Below are 18,829 nucleotides of genomic sequence, written 5' to 3'. Positions count from 1 at the left end.
CCATCACCCGGGCCCCGGCGGACCGCTACCGCGACCATGCGAGTCCGTGCCCGAGGTCGCCGGAGCAGTGGTAGATCCGGAACGGGTGGCTCCCGCCCAGGCGCAGCTCGGGCGCGTCGGGCTCGGCGGGGACGCCGGTCAGCCGCCAGGGACCATCGCCCGGCCCGCGGCCGATCGACATCAGCGGGCGCAGCTCCGCGCCGCACTCCCCACACGCGACCGGCGGGGAAACGCCCGGCACGCCGTGCTTGGCGAAGCCGCCCAGCTTCCATCCCGGCGCGATCGGCCCGCCCGGCCACGGGGGAATCACCCCCGTCAGCTCCGGCGGGAGCACGTCGTCGAGCGGGTACTCCACGGCCCGCAGCGGGGTCAGCTCGCACGGCCAGGGCACGAGACCGGGCTCGACGGCCAAGGGGCGCGGCGGGCGGGAGAGAGGTGCCGTCACCTCTCCCGCCACTCGCCACACCACCACCGGGGCGGGGCAGTGGTCGTCGTGCACGAGCGGGCACCACAGGAGCTGCATCAGGTCGGTGCCGTCCGGGCCGATGAAGCCGGGCACGTCGCGGCGGTAGAGCTGCGCGACCGGGATCATCGGCACCGGCCCGCTCGCGCGGATCTCCTCGGCGGTGACGCCCCGGCCCGCCACCGCCAGGACGCCCTGGGCCGCGCGGCCACGCGCCAGGAACGCCAGGCGGCCGAGCCACACCTCGGTGTAGGCGATCGGATCCGGCTTCCCGGCCGCCACGTAGGCCGACCACGCCTCGTGCCCGTCCCCGCAGTGCGGCCACGGCTCATCGCCGGGCCACCGGAGGGGGCCGCCGATCGAGCTGTCATCCGCCGATGGATCGCCCCGGCGGGGATTGAGCAGCGTCGCGGCACCCCGGTGGGCGACGAGACCGGGCGCGGCGGCCTCGGCCTCGGCGAGGTGCCCGGGCAGGAACAGCTTCATCGCGGTGGCCGGATCGGGGTGGTGAGCACGCCCGCACCCTACCCACCACCCCCGACACTCACGCCGGTCCGACGCCGATGTGCGAGCCCACGTGCGCGCCCTTCTCCGCCTCGTCGACCACCGCGATGGCGAAGTCGGCGAAGGACACCTTGCGCTCCCCCAGCTGCTCCATCCCGGTCAGCGCCGCCGAGTCCAGCTCGTAGCCACCGCTGCGTCCGGCCTCGGCGTCGAAGTCGGTGACGGGGCTGATGGCGGTCCACTCCAGCCCGGACGCCGCGAGGCGCTCCAGCCCGGCGGCGTGGCCGAGGTTGAAGCCGCGGTACACCTCGGGGAACTCCGGGGCGTCCACCAGCCGCGATGGTCCGCGCAATGTGGACAGTGTCACGTGGACGGTGCGGACGCCGCCGCCCACCAGCGACTCCGCCGCGGCGGTGTAGAACGCGGTGGCGTCGGCGTTCCCGTCGTAGACCGAGCTCACCACCACGTCCGCGCCGGACACCAGCGCGGCCACCGAGGCCGCGTCGGTGATGTCGCCGACGGCCGAGGGCGCCTTCGCCTCGATGGGACGCCGGGCGACGGCGAGGACGTCATGGCCGCGCGAGACGGCTTCCTCCACCACCGCGCCACCGCCGCGACCGGCCGCGCCGAAAACCACGATTCGCATGGGATGTACCTCCAGATCAGGCTCGTGAGCTGGACGGTATCCATGGGATACTGATTACTTCAAACATACTGAAGGACGAAACGGACGGGTGTCGTGGACCACATCGACGAGAACTTCTTCGATCCGGCGTGCCCGTCGAGCGCGATGCCGATCCGCATCGGCGAGAAGTGGGGCGGCATGGTCATCGTGCTGCTGGAGCACGGGCCGCTGCGGTTCTCGCAGCTCAAGAAGCCCATGCGGCGCATCACCCCGAAGGTCCTCACCGACACGCTGCGCGCGCTGGAACGCGACGGCATGGTCACCCGCACCGTCTACGCCGAGGTCCCGCCACGGGTCGAGTACGCGCTCACCCCGCTGGGCCGGACGCTGCTCGCGCCCATCCAGGCCTGCCGCGACTGGGCGGCGGCGAACCTGCCGGAGCTGATGGCCGCCCGCGACTCTTACGATGCTGCACCTCTCGCTTGACCGGACGCGGCCGCGCGGGCTGGCGCGGCAGCTGGCCGCCGGGGTCCGCGAGGCGATCCGCGCCGGGCGGCTGGAATCGGGGACGCGCCTGCCGCCCAGCCGGGAACTGGCCGCCGACCTGGGCGTCTCGCGGGGCGTCGTCGTGGAGGCGTACGCGCAGCTGACCGCCGAGGGCTTCCTGATCGCCAGGCAGGGCGCGGGAACCAGGGTCGCGAAGGTCGTGCCGGGCGAGCCCACGCCCACGTCCACTGTGGAGCGCAGTGTGATGCGCCTGGGGACGCCCGATCTCACCTCGTTCCCGCGCAAGGCGTGGCTGGCGGCGACCCGGCACGTGCTGAACACCGTCCCGCACCGGGAACTGGGCTATCCCGAGCCGCTGGGCGCGCCCGCGCTGCGGGAGGCCCTGGCCGCGCACCTGAACCGGGTCCGCGCGGCCTCGGTGACGCCCGGCTCGATCACCGTCGTCGGCGGTGTCGCGCACGGTTTGAGCCTGGTGTTCCGCGCCCTGGGGCCATTGCGGCTGGCGATCGAGGACCCCACGAGCCCGCGCCAGCTGCCCCTCCTGCGCGGCGCCGGGGCGACGCTGCTGCCGGTGCCCGTCGACGAGGAGGGCATGGACACCGGCCGCCTCCCGGACGCCGAGGCCGCCCTGCTGACACCCGCGCACCAGTACCCGACGGGCGTGGTCCTCTCGCCGGAAAGGCGCGCGCTGCTTCAGGAGTGGCTCACCGGCGACCGGCTGGCCGTGGAGGACGACTACGACGCGGAGTTCCGCTACGACCGCGACCCCGTCGGCTGCCTCCAGGGCCTTCGTCCAGATAGGACGGTCCACATAGGCTCGGTCTCGAAGACACTGGCTCCGGCGCTGCGGCTGGGCTGGGTGGCCGCGCCGCCGCGGCTCATCGCGCGCCTGGCCGAGCTGCGCTCGGAGAGCGACCTCGGCTCGCCCGTCCTGGAGCAGCTCACCCTGGCCCGGCTCATCGAGACCGGCGAGTACGACCGGCACGTGCGCGCCATGCGGCTGCGCTACCGGGCCCGGCGCGACGCGCTCGTCACCGCGCTGGCCGCGTGGCTGCCCGAGGCCAGGGTGCGCGGCGTCTCGGCCGGCCAGCACCTCTACGTCGAACTGCCCGGCCGCGATGAGGCCGACGTGCTGGCCCGCGCGCACGCCGCCGGGCTGCCCGTCGACGGCGGCGGCGACTACCGGCTCGTCCACGAGGGGCCCGCCGCGCTCGTCCTGGGCTTCGGCGGCTCGACCGAGGACGCCATCACCGCCACCGTCCGGGCCCTCGCCGAGGCCATAGCCTAGGTCACAGCCTGTAACGGAATGGTGCCCCGGACGCGGGCGTTGATCAGTGTCATGCGCGTCGAAATCTGGTCCGACATCGTCTGTCCCTGGTGCTACATCGGCAAGGCCCGCTTCGAGCAGGCCCTGTCCGGTTTCGCCCACCGCGACGAGGTCGAAGTGGTGCACCGTTCCTTCGAGCTGGACGCACACGCCGAGCCCTCGGGCTCCGGTGTGCCGATCGCCGAGATGCTCTCCGCGAAGTACGGGATGCCGCTCCCCCGCGCCCGCGAGGCCGAGAACGGTGTCGCCGAGGCCGCCCGGGGCGAAGGCCTGGAGTACACCACCGACCGGGTGACCGGGAACACCTTCGACCAGCACCGGCTGCTGCACCTGGCCAAGGCGCGCGGCCGCCAGTCCGAGGCCGTCGACGCCTTCTACCGCGCCAACTTCGCCGAGGCCGTCCCGGTCAACGACATCGAGGGCACCGTCGCGGCGGCCGTGCAGGCCGGTCTGGACGAGGCCGAGGTCCGCGCGGTCCTGGCCGACCCGGACGCCTACGCCGAGGACGTGCGCGCCGACGAGCGCGAGGCGGCGTCCCTTGGCGCGTCCGGCGTCCCGTTCTTCGTCATCGACCGCGCCTACGGGCTCTCCGGCGCGCAGCCCGCCGAGACCTTCACCAAGGCCCTGGAGACGGCGTGGGCGGCGTCCCGCCCGTCGCTGGTCACCCTCGGCGGCGCGGCCGACGAGTGCGGCGACGACGGATGCGCGGTGCCGGGGGCCTAGCCTGCTCCCTTATGGACAGTGACGAGCTGAGGCTGCCGCCGGATTCCCCTCTGGCGGCGGCGATCACCGCCGAGTGGCGGCTGCTGCCGCTGCGGATCCCGACGGGCTGGACCGTGCAGTGGAACACCCTGCACGTCCGCCGCCTGCCCTCCGGGCTCATCGAGGTCAACGACTCCGAGGACCTGCTGTGGGCCGAGCGGCTGCCGCCCTCCTGGCTCACCGGGGAGAAGAAGGCCGCCCACCGCAAGGTCGGGCTCGACATCGGCTGGTACCGCGACACCTTCCGCGCGGTGATCCTGGATCCCGACTGGGACTCCATCGCCGCCGACATCACCACCACCGACCTGGACGAGCTGGTCGCCACCGTCGAGGACTGGCTGCCGCGGTACTGACGTCCCGCGCCCTAGGCCGGGATCCGGCCGCGCAGCAGGCAGAACACGTTCCCCTCGGGGTCCTGGAGGACGTGCCAGCTCTCGGTCCCGTCCTGGCCGATGTCGGCCGGACGCGCGCCGAGCGCCAGCAGCCGCTCCAGCTCGGCGTCCTGATCGCGGTCGGTGGGGTTGACGTCGATGTGCAGCGGCAGCTTCGCGGGCTTCGGATCGGCGCTGACGCTCAAGACGATGTGCAGATCCCGTCGGCCGGAGCCCTCCGGCGGGCCGATCTCGATGCTCCCGTCCTCCTCGCGCAGGAGTTCCACATAGCCCAGTACCTCGGCCCAGAACCGGGCCAGCGGCTCGGGGTCGGCGCAGTCGAGGATGAGTTCACTGATGCGGCAGGCCATGCCGGTGAGTCTATATAGGATGGATCAACGGCGCGGGGGCCCCAGCAGGTCGATGAGAATGGCGCGCTGCGCGCCGATGCGGCCCTGGCGGTGGGCGCAGTCGAGCTGCTCATCGAGGGTGTCCCGGGGATCGACCGCGTAACGCGCCAGCCGCCGCAGCTGGACGATGAGGCCGCTCACCAGCCTGGGATCGATCGGCTGGACGAGCGCCTCCAGCTCCACCACCAGCTTGTCGATGCCGAACTCGTCGACGTCCCGCACGGTCAGGCAGCGCGTCTCGGCCTGCCCGAGCACCTTCCGCACGCGTTCGGACAGCCCCGAAGGGATCAGCGACGGACCGCCGTGGACCATCCGCACGGCCATGACCACGCGGTCCTTCACCTCGGTCGGCACCTCCAGCGCCGTCAGGAACGCGCCGACGACCGCCGGGCGCGGCCAGGAGCCGCGCCGGTGGTCCAGCAGGTCCCCCACGGTGCTGACCGGGACGGAGTTTCCGGGCGACATGATCCCGGTGAGCCGCGCGATGGCGCGGATCGAGAGGCCGGAGGCCTCCTTGAGGCGGCGCAGCTCCATGGCCAGCCGCCCGGGCCCGCTCCAGCGTTCCCGGCCCATCATGAGATCGGTGGCCAGCACCTGAAGGCCCGCGTAGACGGGACGCAGCGCCGCCTCCTCCTCGTCCGGCGCCGGGCCGGGCCGCCCGGGATGCGCCGCGACCATGCGCACGGCCCGGTCGTAGCGCGACCGCCAGCCCGCGGGGTCCCCACCGCAGGCCGCCACGAACGCCGAGGTCACCTCCCAGGTCGGGAGCCGTTTCCCCATGGCCGCGCGGGAGAGCGCCGTGTGGCTGTAGTGGCAGGCCTTCGCCATCACCCGGTAGGTGGGAGAGCCCGCGCGGTGGCGCAGCGCGCGCAGCGACTGCGCGAACTGCGCCACCGCGCCGGAGCCCACCGGAATGGCGGATTCCCGGCGTGACACGGCTAGATCCTGCCGAGTGCCCGTTTCAGGCCCCGCACCATGGGGCTCATGCCGGCGCAGATCAGCCACACGACGACGAAGGCCGCGGTGACGCGCAGGGACAGCGCGATGCCGTAGCCGCGATCGAGCAGCTGGAGGAAGAACATCATGGCCGCGATCAGCGCCAGCAGCGCCAGAACGCCACGCCAGCGGGGCGGCAGCGGCTCAGGGGGAGGCGGCTTAGGAGAAGGAGGAGTGTCCACCCGGACGAGGGTCAAAGGGATTCCTTTCGATGCGGCTCGGCGGGATCCCTGACGAGGACCCGGCCGTAGACCCGGATGTGCGAACGCCCCGGCCGCCGGAGAACCGGATGGACAATGGCCGAAGGGGCGCGAATCAGCATATGCCCAACCGTCTACACAGGACCAATCCGCGAACGGCGCGATTCCCGACGCATTAAGCGAACCGGTGAAATACGTCCGGCACCAATGCACCATGATTCCGGACAGCACGTGAGTGGCGCGGCGTCCGCCCAGGTCAGCGGGCATCGATGGAAACGGCCGTCCGAACGGACGGCCGGGAGTGGCGTGCGGTGCCGTTAGTTGCCAGACTGATGATCAACCGAGATCCCGTCCGTAGACCCGGATGACTCGGCGGGGCCTTCTGAATGGACACAGAAGGCCCCGATTCGATTTCCCGAAGAACAGGCCGCGCCTACTGCGCCGAGTCGGCGATGACCTTCCCCGCGCCCTGCTCCAGCAGCGCCGCCGCGACCTCGCGGCCCACCGGCGCCGCGTCCGCGCCCGTCGCCGAGGCGGTCATCATCTCCGCGCCGTCGAGGCTGTACACCGCACCGGTCAGCGAGATCGCGCCGTCCACCATGGACGCGTGCCCGGCGATCGGGCTGTGGCAGTGGCCGCCCAGCTCGCGCAGCATCGCGCGCTCGGCGGTGGCCGCCGCGCGGGTCGCCGCGTCGTCCAGCCCGGCGATCAGCTCGCGCGAGCCGGCGTCGTGGGTGCGGATGGTCAGCACGATGACGCCCGCGCCGACCGCCGGGATCATCCGGCCGGGGTCGATGACGCCGGTCAGCCGGTGCTCCAGCCCGATGCGCTCCAGCCCGGCCACGGCCAGGATCAGCGCGTCGAAGCCGCCGCCGTCCAGTTTGGACAGCCGCGAGTTGGCGTTGCCCCGGATCGGGGTCACCTTCAAGCCCGGCCAGAAGCGGGAGAGCTGCGCGGTGCGCCGCACCGAGCTGGTCCCGATCACCGAGCCCGCCCGCAGGTCGTCCAGATCGCGCCCGTTCAGCGAGATCACCGCGTCGCGGGCGTCCTCGCGCGCGCAGTACGCGCCGATCTCCAGGCCCGCCGGGAGGTCCACGTCGCCGGGCACGTCCTTCAGGCAGTGCACGCCGATCTCGAACTCGCCCTCGACCTGCATGGCGTCCAGTTCGCGGGTGAACGCGCCCTTGCCGCCGAGGGCGGCCAGGGAACCGGTCCACTTGTCACCGCTGGTGGAGATCTTCACCAGCTCGGTCCGCACACCCTGCGCCCGCAGCGCGCGGGCCACCTTCTCCGCCTGCGCCACCGCCATCGGCGAGGAACGGGTACCGATCCGCACGATTCGCTCTGAGCTCACGCGGGCAGCCTACGCCGGTCCTCGACAGGGCGTAGAAGCGGACGGCGTGCCGGGAGAGATGGGCGGATTCGAAGCTTTACCCGCGAGTCACATTCACCTAACATGGCCTTTCGCACGGATTCCGGCATCGTGTGAAAGCTCTGCGGAAACTCCAGATTCAAGGCCCCCACCAAGATCATTGGAGCACCCCTCATGCGCCTTAAGCGCACCGTGACCGCGGCCGCGGTCGCACTTTCCCTTCTCGCCACGTCGGTCGCCTGTTCGAAGTCCGACGACGCCAAAGGCGACGGGCAGATCGACGTCTGGATCGCCTTCACCGATTACCGCCTGGACTGGGCGAAGCAGCGCGCCGACGAATTCCACCAGAAGCATCCCAAGTACACCGTCAACATCCAGGGATACGACTCCTACGAGGTGCTCTTCGACGCCGTCACCGGCGCCGTCCAGAAGGGCAGCCCGCCCTCGATCGTGCAGTACTTCGAGGCCGCCACGCAGGACGCCCGTGACGCGGTCGACAAGGACGGCCAGCCGCTCTTCGTGTCCGTCGAGAAGGCCATCAACGGCCGCGCCGACGTGCTCGGCGAGCCCGTCGTCCTCAACGACGTCGTCGACGCCGCCCGCAACTACTACACGGTGAACGGCGAATTCACCTCGATGCCGTGGAACACCTCCACCACGTTGTTCTACGCCAACAAGAATCTGGCCACCAAGGCGAAGGTCGACAAGGTCCCGCAGACCTGGGCGGAGATCAAGGAGGCCTGCGGCAAGATCATGAAACTGGCCGACCACCCCAAGCACTGCGTGAGCTGGCCCAACCACGGCTGGTTCCCCGAGCAGGCGGTCGCCGAGCAGGGCGGGCTCATCGCCGACAATGACAATGGCCGCAGCGCGCGGGCGAAGAAGCTGAACCTGACCTCGCCGGAACTGCTGAACTTCGTCAAGTTCCAAAAGGGCCTCTACGATTCCGGCGACTACTACTACTCGGGCAAGCAGAACGACTGGGACGGCCCGAAGAACGCCTTCGCCGCCCAGGAGGTCGCGTTCCTGATGACCTCCGCCGGTGACGCCACCGCGATCGTGAAGGACGGCCAGACCGGCGGTTTCGGCGTCGACGTGGCCCGCATGCCCTACAACGGCGACGTCCCCTACGCCGGGAACCTCATCGGCGGCGCGACGCTGTGGCTGACCGCCGGTCAGGAGAAGGGCAAGGAGGACGCCTCCCTGGCGTTCATGCAGTTCCTGAACAACCCCACCAACGCCGCCAGCTGGCACAAGACCACCGGCTACGTCCCGATCACCAAGGCCGCGGGCGCGCAGCTGGAGACCGAGGGCTGGTACAAGGACCACCCCTACGCCAAGGTCGCCACCGAGCAGCTCGCGCTGACCAACGGGTCCCCCGCCGCCACCGGCGTCCTGCTCGGCAGCTTCGTGAGCATCCGGGCGGTGGTCACCCAGGCCATCGAGGACGTCCTGGTCTCCGGCGCCGATCCCGACAAGCGGTTCGCCGAGGCGCAACTGGCCGCCCAGAAGCTCCTCGACGACTACAACTCGCTGTACGGCGGCTGACGCACACGTGCCGATCTATCCGCTGATGCCGCCGCTGTTCGCGGCGGTCACCCTCATCGGCGCCCTCGTCGGCTGGGCGGTCTGGCGCAACGCCGGACTGCCCGGCCGGCGCGGCGCGTTCGTCGTCGCCCCGGCCGCCCTCCTGGGCCCGCTGCTGACGATGGTGCCGCTCGGCTCGTGCACCTTCGAGCCCGGCCGCACCGGCCTGGACGTCGGCGTCGGCGTGGTCGCCTTCTGCGCCGGCTCGGCCGTCCTGGTCGCCGCGGCGGCCTGGATCGGCCGCGCGCTGTCCATGCCCGGCGGCGCGGCCAACCTCGACGACCGGGCCGACGCCAGCACCTTCCGCGGCGGCGCCCCGGTATCGCTGCTGCTCCTGCTGCCCACGCTGGTGGTTCTCGCGGTCTTCCTGTACTGGCCGCTCGCCGAGACGCTGCGGCTGTCGGCGCAGCGCACCCGGCGCGGCAACCCCATCGAGCGCTTCATCTGCGTCGACAACTACACCGCCCTGCTCGGCCCGAGCCTGGAGTGGTGGTTCGTGGTCCCGCTGGTGGCGCTGGTCGTGGTGGCCGCGGTGGCCTGGATGCTGCGCAACGGCGACCTCTCCCGGCTGCGGCTGACGCGGCGGGTGCGCGGCTGGCTGCTGGGCGCCGTCCTCGTCACCGGGGCGGCCTCGCTGTTCGGCGCGACCTACCGCTCGGTCTTCACCACCACGATGATCCTGTCGGGCGGCACCGTCCTCATCGGACTCGCCGCCGGGCTCGGCATCGCGCTGCTGGTCTCGCAGCCCATCAAGGGCCGCGCGGTGTACCGGACGCTGCTGATCTGGCCCTTCGCGATCAGCCCGCCGATCGCCGGGATCCTGTTCTTCGTCATGTTCGACCCGCTCACCGGCATCGCCGGGCACCTGTTCGAGGCCCTGACGCCCTGGCAGATGCCCAACTACCGCACCGATCCGGTGCTGGCGCGCGGCCTGGTGATCGTGGCCAGCGTGTGGAAGACCCTCGGCTTCACCATCCTCTTCTACATCGCCGGTCTGCAGAACGTCTCGAAGAACATGCTGGAGGCGGCCCGGCTGGACGGCGCCAACGCCTGGCAGCGGCTGCGCCACTTCATCCTCCCGGCGCTCACCCCCATCACGTTCTTCCTCGTCGTCACCAACGTGACCTACGCCTTCTTCGAGATCTTCGGGACCATCGACTACCTCACCAAGGGCGGCCCGTCCGGCGCCACGGTGGACGCGATGACCTCGGTGGTCCTGGCGCAGGAATGGACCGGGGACGGGGCGGCGCGCTCGCTGATCCTGTTCGCGATGGTCCTGGCGGTGACCGCCTGGCAGTTCCGCGTCACCGGCAGGAGGGTCCACTATGGCCAGTAGGAAGAAGCGGCGGCCGTTCACCCACCTGGCGCTCATCGTGATCTGTGCGCTGCTGTGCGCGCCGGTCGTGTACGCACTGCTGGGGTCCTCGCAGAACAACTCGCAGCTGGTCAACTTCCGGCTCACCCCGGGCGAGTCCTTTCTGGACAACTTCTCCACCGTCTGGAACGACCGGGACCTGTGGCGCTACATGCTCAACTCCACGGTCATGTCGGCGCTGATCGCCACCGGCAAGGCGGTCACCGGCATCCTGGCGGGCCTGGCCTTCGTGTACTTCCGGTTCCCGGGCCGCTCGGTGGTCTTCGTGCTGGTGCTGGTGACGCTGATGATGCCGACCGAGGTGTCGATCCTGGCGCTGTTCCGCATCGTCGACGACCTCGGCATGTCAGACTCACTGGCCGGGCTAACCGTCCCGTTCCTGGCCTCGGCCACGGCGGCGTTCCTGTTCCGGCAGCACTTCGCCAACCTCCCGGCGAACCTGTCGGAGGCGGCGCAGCTGGACGGCGCCAACCCGCTCCAGTTCCTGGTCCGGGTGCTGATCCCGATGTCGTGGAACGTGATCGGCGCGCTGTTCGTGATCCAGTTCCTCTACGGCTGGAACATGTACCTGTGGCCGCTGCTGTCGGTGTCCGACCGCGACCAGCAGGTCGTCCAGGTCGGGCTGGCCACGCTCCAGCAGGCCGGTGAGGGGCAGTCCTACGGGCCGCTGCTGATGGGCGCGCTGCTCGCCTCGGTCCCGCCGATCCTGGTGTTCCTGGCGTTGCAGCGGCCGTTCATGACCGGCTTCGCGCTCACCCGCGACAAGTAGCGAGAAGGCGGGGACCGTCGTGGTCCCCGCCTTCCGCGGGCTCTACCCGTGCTTCCGGAGGAATGCCCGGCTGGTGACCAGCCCGAGGACCACCAGGGCCGCGTTCACCGCCACCGCGATCGTCACTCCATTGAGGACCGACTCCGGGTGGGCGGCCACCACCGCGCTCATCACCGGGATCCCCAGGGTGATCCCGACCTGCTGCGTCATCGTGGCCAGCCCGGTCGCCAGGCCCTGCTCGGCGTCGGGCAGGCCCGAGGTCGCCGTCACCATGAACCCGACGATCGCGACCATGTTGCCCACGCCCCCGGCGAAGGTCGCCACCAGCAGCACCGGCAGCCAGCCGGATCCCGTCCCCAGGAAGAACAGCGGGACCGTGGACGCGGCCTGCACCGCCAGTCCCGCCACCAGCGCGGCCCGCGTCCCGAGGCGGGCGATCACCTTCGGCGCGAAGACCCCGCCGATGACCGTCCCGGCGCCCAGGACGCCGAAGGACAGGCCGGTGGCCAGCGCCGAGTAGCCCAGGACCTTCTGGAGGTAGAGGGTCAGCAGGAACACCAGGGACGTCTCGGTGGCGAAGGCGATCAGCCCGGCCAGGTTGCCCCACACCACCGTGCGGCGCTTGAGGATCCGCACCGGGACCAGCGGGTTCGCCTGGCGCTTCTCGATCGCCCAGAACGCGGCCAGCAGGACCGCGCCCAGCGCGAAGCCGCCGAGCGCCACCGGGTCGGCGAAGCCGTGCTCACCGGCCCGGGTCAGCGCGTAGACCAGCGCCAGCAGGCCGCCGGTGACGGTGACCGCGCCGGGCACGTCCAGCTTCTCGCGGGTCGCCGGGCGGCTCTCCGTCAGCAGCATCGGCGCGGCGATCAGCACGAACAGCGCCACCGGCACGTTGATGAAGAACGCCCACCGCCAGCTGAGCAGGTCGGTCAGCAGCCCGCCGAGGATGGACCCGGCGGTGAACCCGGCCGACATGAGCGCGCCGTTGAGGCCGAGCGCCTTCGCCCGCAGCGGCCCCTGGAAGGCCGTGGTCAGCAGCGCCAGTCCCGCCGGGGTGACCACGGCGGTGGCCAGGCCCTGGACGACGCGCGCCGAGAGCAGCACCTCCGGCGTCTGCGCCAGCCCGCCGGCCAGCGACGACAGGCCCAGCACCGCCATGCCGCCCAGGAACAGCCGGCGCCGCCCGAACAGGTCGGCGACGCGTCCCGACAGCAGCGTGAACCCCGCCGCCGCCAGCGCGAACCCGGTCGCGATCCACTGGAGCGCGCCGAGCCCGAAGCCGAGTCCCTCACCGATCACCGGGAGTGCGACGCCCAGGATGCTGAAGTCGACGGCGAGCATGAACTGCGCGGTGAGCAGGACGACGAGGACGAGGCGCTGCCGCCCGGTCATCGCGGCGGGGCGGGTCTTCTCCATCAACATGGCTTCTCCCGATGTGGTCTCCATGAGTCGTGATCAGGTTGCCGCCGCCCCAAGACCCCAGCCAGACACCTGGTTTTCCTAGCCCCGGCAGGGACACCCTCACCGCTGGCCGCGCGCTGATCTTGCGCGCAGACTGGAGCCATGAGCGAACTCGGCGATTTCCTGCGCTCCCGCCGCGCCCTGCTGTCCCCCGACGAGGTGGGCCTGACCTCCTACGGCGCGCGCCGCCGCGTCCCGGGCCTGCGCCGGGAGGAGCTGGCGCAGCTGGCGGGCGTCAGCGCGGCCTACTACACGCGGCTGGAGCAGGGGCAGAGCCAGAACGCCTCGGACGCGGTCCTGGACGCCATCGCCCGCGCCCTGCGCCTGGGCGAGGACGAGCGCGCGCACCTGCGCAACCTGGCCCGCCCGGCCAGGCCCCGCCGCCCGGCGCGCGCCGAGCCCGTCCGCCCGGCCGCGCGGCAGCTCATCGAGGCGATGGACGCCGTCCCGGCGGTGATCCTGGACCGCCGCAACGACGTGCTCGCCTGGAACCGGCTGGGCCACGCGGTCGTCGCCGGTCACGTCCCCTTCGAGGAGCGCCCGAACCTGCTGCGCCTGCTGTTCCTGGACGAGCGCGCCCGCGCCATGTACACCGAGTGGGACGAGGAGGCCCGGCTGGCGGTGGCCTCCCTGCGGATGGTCGCCGCCGCGCATCCCGACGACCGGCGGCTGGCCGAGCTGATCGGCGAACTGTCGGTGAAGAGCCCGGAGTTCACCGCGATCTGGGCGAAGCACCCGGTACGCACCTGCACCTTCGGCGTCAAGCGCCTCGCCCACCCGGTCGCGGGGGACCTGGAGCTGTCCTTCGAGAACATGCTGCTGCCGGACGAGTCGGGCCAGCGGGTGATCCTGTACAACGCGCCCTCGGGCTCGCCGACCAGGAACGCCCTCGACATGCTGGGAGTCATGGCATCGTGATCCGCGACCGCTCCACTGTGGACCTGCCGGGCTGCGTGTCGGCCCTGCGCGCGGTCTTCGAGGCCGACCGCTACCCGGCGGCCTGGCCCGCCGATCCGGCCGGATGGCTGACGCCCCAGGGGCTCCTGCTCGCCCGCGTCTCGGGTGACGTGGACGGGCACGTCGGCCTCGTCGACGGCGAGCCGCCCGCCGCGCTGGGCCTGCGTCGCGAGGACGTGGCCTGGGTGTCGCGGCTGTTCGTCGCGCCGTCCGCGCGTCGCGGCGGCCTGGCGCGGGCGCTGCTGCGGGACGCGGTGGCGGGCGCCGGTGCCCTGGGCCGCCGGGCGGTCCTGGACGTGGAATCGGGCGCGGCCAAGGCGATCGCGCTCTACGAGGGCGAGGGCTGGACGCGGGTGCACACCGCGACGGCGGAGTGGATCGCGCCGGACGGGCGTCCTGCGGTGCTGCACTACTACCTGTCGCCGTCCGGCTGAGCGAGCGGTTCGCCGGCGGAGAGCCCGCTCACCCACTTGGCACTTGACATGTCACCCGCCCCCGGCAGATTATATGCGCGTACATCATTTGCTCGATCAAGTTTGGAGCGGCCATGTCCCGCCATTTCGTCTTCATCCTCGGCAGCTCGCGCCCCGGAGGCAACACCGAGTTCCTCACCCGCCGCGCCGCCGCCGCGCTCCCGGGGGATGTGGCGCAGACGTGGCTCGACCTCCGTGAGCTCTCCCTGCCCGACTTCGAGGACATCCGCCACGACGGCACCCGCGAGTACACCGTCCCGACCGGCAACGAGAAGACGCTGCTGGACGCCACCCTCGCCGCCACCGACCTCGTCATCGCCTCCCCGCTGTACTGGTACTCGGTCTCGGCGCCGGTCAAGAAGTACCTCGACTACTGGTCGGCCTGGCTGCGCGTGCCCGGCGCCGACTTCCGGCAGAACATGGCCGGCCGCAACATCTGGGCCGTCTCGGCGATCAGCGAGGAGGACCCGGTCTTCGCCAAGCCGCTGGAGGAGACCCTGCGCATCTCCGGCGAGTACATGGGCATGACCTGGAAGGGCGCGCTACTGGGCTACGCCAACCGTCCCGGCGACATGGAACAGGACGCCAAGGCCCTCGCCGCCGCCGAGACCTTCTTCGCCGGATGAGCCTCGTCCACATCGTCTACGCACACCCCGGCGGCCCCGGGCAGACCCGCGCGGTCCTCGACGCCTTCGTCGCCGGACTCACCGCCGCCGGTCACGCCCACACCCTGTCCGACCTGTACGCCAAGGGATTCCGGCCCGAGCTGAGCGCGGCCGAGCTCGCCCGCGAGAGCGGCCGCGCGCCCGGCGCGCCCGTCCCCGAAGACGTGGCCGCCGAGCACGCGCTGCTGGCCGCCGCCGAGGTCTGGGCCTTCGTCTACCCCGTCTGGTGGGCCGACTGCCCGGCGATCCTCAAGGGCTGGTTCGACCGCGTCTGGACCGTCGGCGACGCCTACAAACCCGTCCGCCTCACCGCCCGCCGGGCCCTCGTGCTGTGCACCGCCGGGTACGACGCGGAGAAGCTCACCGCCTCCGGCGTCCTGCCCGCCATGCGGACCGTCATGCTCACCGACCGCCTCGGCGACCGCGCGCCCGACAAGGACCTGCACGTCTGCGACCCGGACCTGGCCCGCTCGCTGGGCGCGTCGATCTAGCCGAGGGCCGGCAGGGCCCGCGCGACGGTGTCCCGCAGGCCCGTGTGCCGCCGCGCGGTCAGCCGTCCGGCCCGCCGGGCCGGACGCCGTCCAGCACCGCCGTGACCGGATCGCACCAGCCCCCGAAGGCCTCCCGCAGCTCGCCGATGTCGGCCGTCTCGGGCATCGGGGCGTATCGCACCGCGTAGAAGTTGGTCAGGCCGTCGGCCTGCGGCGTGAAGCCGAACTTGCGTCCCCGGCCCCACACCTCACCGCCGGTGGCGATCGACGCCGAGGACGTCCCCCGCCACACGTGACCTCCGGCGGGCCGCAGCGCGTACCGCTCACCGAGCAGCCGTTCCCTGATGCGCGAACGGATCCCGTCGGCGGCGATCACGACGTCCGCCTCGGGCACGTCCTCGGCCGAGTGCCCGAACCGGACGGTGCCGGGCGCCAGCCGCCCGTACAGCAGGCCCAGCAGCACCGGCCGCATGATCAGCCGGACCGGCTCCCGCATCCGGCCCACCCTCAGCGTCCCGATCCGCGACCCGTCCGGCCGCAGCACCACGCCGTCCTCCTGCGCGCGGCCCGCCGCGCGGACGGCGTCGCCGAGCCCCAGCCCGTCCAGCGCGCCCAGCGCCTGCGGCCAGATCCCCAGCGCCGTCCCGGTCTCCGGCAGCGCCGCCGACCGCTCCAGCACCGTCACGTCCCAGCCGCGCTCCTGCAAACCCACGGCGGCGGCCAGCCCGCCGATCCTGGGCACCCGGGGACCCCGGCACCTGACCCACCGCACGGTGGACGCCCAGGCCGGCCTCCCGCAGGGCTCGGCCTCGAACGTGTTCCGCACCCGGGACGCACTGGTGGAGGGCGTCCTCGACCGCCTGCTGGAACTGGAGACGCGGACCTGGCGCGAACGCAAGATCGCCGCCACCCGCGAGGAACTGGAGACCTGGGCGCTGCCCTGGGTGAGCGCGCTGGGCTCGGCCCGGCCGCGCGAAGACCTCTGGACGCTCCTGGCCGTCCTGGATGGACTGATGACGAACCGCATGGCCGCGCCGGAGGGCTTCTTCGCGCCCGAGGAGGCGATCGCGACGGTGCTGCGCGGCATGCGACCGTGACGCGCGCGCCCCGGCTGCTCTAGCGTGAGCCCTTGGTTTCAACGGATCTCGCGCAACTCACCGTCGCCGCGCTCGCCCTCGCCGTCGCCGCCGTGCGGTTCCTCCGCGTCCGCCGCGACGCCGCGGCCGGGTGGCTCACCACCGCCATCGGGCTCTCCGGGCTCGCCCTGCTGCTGGGCTGGCCGCCGCTGATGGACGCCGTCGCGGCCGGGCCCGGCCTGGTGCGGCTGCGCCTGGCGCAGCACGCCGCCGCGATGGCGACCGTGGCGGCGATGGCCGTCTTCACCGCCCACGCCACCGGCCGCGGCGGCACCCGCGTCATCGCGGCCTGGACCGCCGGACTGGCCGTCGCCTTCGCGGTGCTCACGTGGTCGGCGGAGCGCGCGATCGCCGTCCGTCCCGCCGACGTCGACCCGCTCCTGCTGCTGGGACCTGACCACGCCGACGTCCCGGGCGTCACCGTCTACCTGGCGGCCTACACCGGGTTCCTCGGCCTGTGCCTGGCCTACGTCGGCGAGGGCTGCCTGCGGCATCGTCGCGCCACCACCGGCGCCGCCCGGCTCGGGCTGCTGCTGATCGCGGTGGGCTGCGGGCTCGGCGTGGCCTACTCGCTGCACCGCATCATCGACGTCACCGGGCCCTCGATCGGCGGCCCCGGCACCGCTTTCGCGCTCTCCATCGCCGGGATCCTCGCCGCCGTGGTGGGCGCGCTGCTACTGGCGGTGGGCCGCCGGGCGAACTCTAAGTGACCGATCCCCGACACCACTTGGCGCACCGCCTCCCACCAGCGCAAGCTTGAACTCCCCCACCAGGGAGGAGCGCGTGGCCGGTCCCCTCCGCCCCGGTCCGTGGTGGCGTCCCGCCGCGGACTCGCCCCTGCGCGCCCTGGAGGGCCGCCTGCTCACCCACGTCCGCGCCCGCGACACCCGCCGCATCGAGGCCCTCGCACCGCATCTGGGCCCCAACGGCGGCCTCGTCCTCACCGGAAGCGGTGGGGCACGAACGCAGCACCTCCTGCGCGATCCCGCGGGCTACGAACGCCAGGCCGCGACCTGGCGCACGCCCTTCACCCACGGCGACGGCCTGCACCCCGTCCCCCTCGACGACCTTCTCGACGGGCAGCGCGAAGCGGGCGCCGCCGTCGCCGTCACCCCCACCCTGCTGATCCGCGCGGGTGACGCCGGATCGCTGGTCGCCGTCCTGCGGGCCACCGCGAGATGTCGGCGTGAGGACGTACTCTGCCTGCTGCCCCTGGCGCCGGGCTGGCTGCGGCCGCCCTTCGACGCGCTCTTAAGGCAGGCGCTCCACGACTTCCCGATCCCGATCGCGCTGGTCACCCGGGCCGGTCCGGCGGTCCTGCGCGATCTCGTCGAGCGCTTCCCCGGCCTGTGTCTCATGCGGACGGATCTGAGCGCCTTCGACGCCATGGCAAGGGGTTCGCCGTTCGCCTCGGTCGAAGCGCGCGGCGGCGTGTGGATCGACGATCTCCTGGCCCGCCGCGACGGCCGCGATCTGGCCCTCATGTTCGCCGACACCGCCGCGCCCGCCTGCCATTGCGCGACATGCCGAGGGCGCCGGCTGGACCGGTTCGTCACCGACGAATCCCGCTCCGAAGCCGACGCCCACATGCTCGAAGGACTGTCCACTCTGCACGCCCAACTGCGTTACGTGGACGCGCCGCGCCGCCCCGACTGGTGGCGCAACCGCTGCCACGACGCCGTTCTGGGCTACAGCCGCTGGTTCAGGCGCTGGCGCTCCACCGCCGCGCTCTCCGCCTCGACCGCATTGCGCTTCTGGGCCGACAGCTGAGCGTAGACGTGCTCGGCGAACCACCACCGCGCCAGCGAATGCCGCCGCCCCCGGAACGGCTCCGGCGGCACGATCACCCGCACCGGCCCACCCGGCTGCCCGACACCGAGACCCACCCCGTACTGGTCGGCCTCGATGGCCACCAGCGGATCCCCCGGCTCCGACGGCAGGACGACCGCCTGCGCGCACACCGACGAGAAGACGTGCGCGGTCCGCAGGCCCGGGTCCCACCGCCTGCTGAACGAGACCGCCAGCACCGGCTTCACCGGCGTCCGGCACCACCGCACCGCCTCGCCCCCAGCCCGCGTCACCGCCCACTCCGGCGCCCGGTCGAGCGCCCGCCGCTGCTCCGGCGTCAGCACCCGCACCGGCACCGGCTCCCCCAGCGGCAGCGACATCAGGACGTCGAGGAGCTCCCAGTCGTCCAGGCCCCCGCCACCGTCGCGCCGCAGGGCCTCGTCCGTCTCGATCTCGGCGTAGACCATCGCCGACCGACCCTGCATACGCACCAACACCGCCGGCAGCTGCGGCGGAAGAACTGTCGCGTCCACAAACCCCACCATGTTCAAGTAACGAACTTCGTCGATGCCGAGTAACGGCCTACACGA

General features: G+C 72.3%; 23 protein-coding genes. 14 read left to right on the top strand and 9 right to left on the bottom strand.

From position 1 onward, the window contains the following. Window positions 1-25 precede the first annotated feature (25 nt). Together QSK10_RS27080 and QSK10_RS27075 are read right to left on the bottom strand one after the other, a co-directional pair. A complete protein-coding gene (locus QSK10_RS27080; protein ID WP_285665943.1) occupies window positions 26-949 on the bottom strand; it encodes a hypothetical protein in 924 nt (307 codons plus the stop codon). 58 nt (window positions 950-1,007) lie between these two features. After that, entirely contained in the window at window positions 1,008-1,613 is a 606-nt protein-coding gene (locus tag QSK10_RS27075; RefSeq protein ID WP_285665942.1) for an NAD(P)-dependent oxidoreductase, read from the bottom strand. Between the two features lie 93 nt (window positions 1,614-1,706). On the opposite strand from QSK10_RS27075, the gene QSK10_RS27070 reads away from it, so the two are divergent. From QSK10_RS27070 to QSK10_RS27055, 4 genes are read left to right on the top strand one after another with little or no spacing between them, the layout of a single operon-like run. Next, window positions 1,707-2,078, top strand: coding sequence for a winged helix-turn-helix transcriptional regulator (locus QSK10_RS27070; protein WP_285665941.1), 372 nt, complete (start codon window positions 1,707-1,709; stop codon window positions 2,076-2,078). Continuing rightward, entirely contained in the window at window positions 2,059-3,387 is a 1,329-nt protein-coding gene (gene pdxR / locus QSK10_RS27065; RefSeq protein WP_285665940.1) for a MocR-like pyridoxine biosynthesis transcription factor PdxR, read from the top strand. The genes QSK10_RS27070 and pdxR overlap by 20 nt, the downstream gene beginning before the upstream one ends. Before the next feature lie 51 nt (window positions 3,388-3,438). Further along, entirely contained in the window at window positions 3,439-4,149 is a 711-nt protein-coding gene (locus tag QSK10_RS27060; RefSeq protein ID WP_285665939.1) for a DsbA family oxidoreductase, read from the top strand. A gap of 11 nt (window positions 4,150-4,160) precedes the next feature. Then, window positions 4,161-4,541 (top strand): hypothetical protein, encoded by a 381-nt coding sequence (locus QSK10_RS27055; RefSeq protein WP_285665937.1) that lies wholly within the window; start codon window positions 4,161-4,163, stop codon window positions 4,539-4,541. A gap of 11 nt (window positions 4,542-4,552) precedes the next feature. On the opposite strand, the gene QSK10_RS27050 is transcribed toward QSK10_RS27055, so the two are convergent. From QSK10_RS27050 to hemC, 4 genes are all read right to left on the bottom strand, one after another. Continuing rightward, window positions 4,553-4,930 (bottom strand): VOC family protein, encoded by a 378-nt coding sequence (locus QSK10_RS27050; RefSeq protein ID WP_285665936.1) that lies wholly within the window; start codon window positions 4,928-4,930, stop codon window positions 4,553-4,555. A gap of 24 nt (window positions 4,931-4,954) precedes the next feature. Then, entirely contained in the window at window positions 4,955-5,905 is a 951-nt protein-coding gene (locus tag QSK10_RS27045; RefSeq protein WP_285665935.1) for a helix-turn-helix domain-containing protein, read from the bottom strand. 2 nt (window positions 5,906-5,907) lie between these two features. Next, a complete protein-coding gene (locus QSK10_RS27040; RefSeq protein WP_285665934.1) occupies window positions 5,908-6,162 on the bottom strand; it encodes a hypothetical protein in 255 nt (84 codons plus the stop codon). Window positions 6,163-6,598: 436 nt separating this feature from the next. Further along, on the bottom strand, window positions 6,599-7,519 hold the full coding sequence (gene hemC, locus QSK10_RS27035; RefSeq protein ID WP_285665933.1) for a hydroxymethylbilane synthase: 921 nt from the start codon (window positions 7,517-7,519) through the stop codon (window positions 6,599-6,601). 192 nt (window positions 7,520-7,711) lie between these two features. Between hemC and QSK10_RS27030 the strand changes: the two genes are divergently transcribed. The 3 genes from QSK10_RS27030 to QSK10_RS27020 are packed head-to-tail and all read left to right on the top strand — an operon-like array spanning window position 7,712 to window position 11,268. Beyond that, window positions 7,712-9,085 carry an extracellular solute-binding protein gene (locus tag QSK10_RS27030; RefSeq protein ID WP_285665932.1) on the top strand — a complete coding sequence of 458 codons (1,374 nt, stop codon included), beginning with the start codon at window positions 7,712-7,714 and terminating at the stop codon, window positions 9,083-9,085. A 7-nt stretch (window positions 9,086-9,092) separates the two neighbouring features. Continuing rightward, a complete protein-coding gene (locus tag QSK10_RS27025; RefSeq protein ID WP_285665931.1) occupies window positions 9,093-10,460 on the top strand; it encodes a carbohydrate ABC transporter permease in 1,368 nt (455 codons plus the stop codon). Then, entirely contained in the window at window positions 10,450-11,268 is an 819-nt protein-coding gene (locus QSK10_RS27020; protein ID WP_285665930.1) for a carbohydrate ABC transporter permease, read from the top strand. The genes QSK10_RS27025 and QSK10_RS27020 overlap by 11 nt, the downstream gene beginning before the upstream one ends. Before the next feature lie 42 nt (window positions 11,269-11,310). Here the strand turns inward: QSK10_RS27020 and QSK10_RS27015 are convergent, their stop codons facing one another. Then, window positions 11,311-12,684: an MFS transporter gene (locus tag QSK10_RS27015; RefSeq protein ID WP_285665929.1), complete on the bottom strand. Its 1,374-nt coding sequence runs from the start codon at window positions 12,682-12,684 to the stop codon at window positions 11,311-11,313. 147 nt (window positions 12,685-12,831) lie between these two features. Here QSK10_RS27015 and QSK10_RS27010 point away from each other — a divergent pair, with 147 nt between their 5' ends. The 4 genes from QSK10_RS27010 to QSK10_RS26995 all read left to right on the top strand — a co-directional run bounded on the left by QSK10_RS27010 (window position 12,832) and on the right by QSK10_RS26995 (window position 15,315). Further along, the gene (locus QSK10_RS27010) at window positions 12,832-13,647 is read left to right on the top strand and encodes a helix-turn-helix transcriptional regulator (protein WP_285665928.1); all 816 of its coding nucleotides are present in this window, start codon (window positions 12,832-12,834) and stop codon (window positions 13,645-13,647) included. Next, window positions 13,644-14,120, top strand: coding sequence for a GNAT family N-acetyltransferase (locus QSK10_RS27005; RefSeq protein WP_285665927.1), 477 nt, complete (start codon window positions 13,644-13,646; stop codon window positions 14,118-14,120). The genes QSK10_RS27010 and QSK10_RS27005 overlap by 4 nt, the downstream gene beginning before the upstream one ends. 113 nt (window positions 14,121-14,233) lie before the next feature. Next, window positions 14,234-14,785, top strand: coding sequence for a flavodoxin family protein (locus tag QSK10_RS27000; protein ID WP_285665926.1), 552 nt, complete (start codon window positions 14,234-14,236; stop codon window positions 14,783-14,785). After that, window positions 14,782-15,315: an NAD(P)H-dependent oxidoreductase gene (locus QSK10_RS26995; RefSeq protein WP_285665925.1), complete on the top strand. Its 534-nt coding sequence runs from the start codon at window positions 14,782-14,784 to the stop codon at window positions 15,313-15,315. The genes QSK10_RS27000 and QSK10_RS26995 overlap by 4 nt, the downstream gene beginning before the upstream one ends. Before the next feature lie 58 nt (window positions 15,316-15,373). On the opposite strand, the gene QSK10_RS26990 is transcribed toward QSK10_RS26995, so the two are convergent. Continuing rightward, a complete protein-coding gene (locus QSK10_RS26990; RefSeq protein ID WP_285665924.1) occupies window positions 15,374-16,057 on the bottom strand; it encodes an FAD-dependent oxidoreductase in 684 nt (227 codons plus the stop codon). A gap of 31 nt (window positions 16,058-16,088) precedes the next feature. Here QSK10_RS26990 and QSK10_RS26985 point away from each other — a divergent pair, with 31 nt between their 5' ends. The 3 genes from QSK10_RS26985 (at window position 16,089) to QSK10_RS26975 (ending at window position 18,221) form a co-directional block, all read left to right on the top strand. After that, on the top strand, window positions 16,089-16,412 hold the full coding sequence (locus QSK10_RS26985) for a TetR/AcrR family transcriptional regulator (protein ID WP_285665922.1): 324 nt from the start codon (window positions 16,089-16,091) through the stop codon (window positions 16,410-16,412). A gap of 32 nt (window positions 16,413-16,444) precedes the next feature. Continuing rightward, window positions 16,445-17,161: a hypothetical protein gene (locus QSK10_RS26980; RefSeq protein WP_285665921.1), complete on the top strand. Its 717-nt coding sequence runs from the start codon at window positions 16,445-16,447 to the stop codon at window positions 17,159-17,161. Window positions 17,162-17,234: 73 nt separating this feature from the next. Beyond that, window positions 17,235-18,221 (top strand): hypothetical protein, encoded by a 987-nt coding sequence (locus tag QSK10_RS26975; RefSeq protein WP_285665920.1) that lies wholly within the window; start codon window positions 17,235-17,237, stop codon window positions 18,219-18,221. Here QSK10_RS26975 and QSK10_RS26970 read toward each other — a convergent pair. Then, complete coding sequence (locus QSK10_RS26970) at window positions 18,140-18,724, bottom strand: hypothetical protein (RefSeq protein ID WP_285665919.1); 585 nt, start codon at window positions 18,722-18,724, stop codon at window positions 18,140-18,142. The two genes, QSK10_RS26975 and QSK10_RS26970, sit on opposite strands and share 82 nt — an antisense overlap. Between the last annotated feature and the right edge of the window lie 105 nt (window positions 18,725-18,829).

Source organism: Actinorhabdospora filicis, assembly GCF_030269765.1.
Lineage (GTDB): Bacteria > Actinomycetota > Actinomycetes > Mycobacteriales > Micromonosporaceae > Actinorhabdospora > Actinorhabdospora filicis.
The sequence above is the reverse complement of the archived record's forward strand: the minus strand, read 5'-3'. Positions and strand labels throughout refer to the sequence as shown.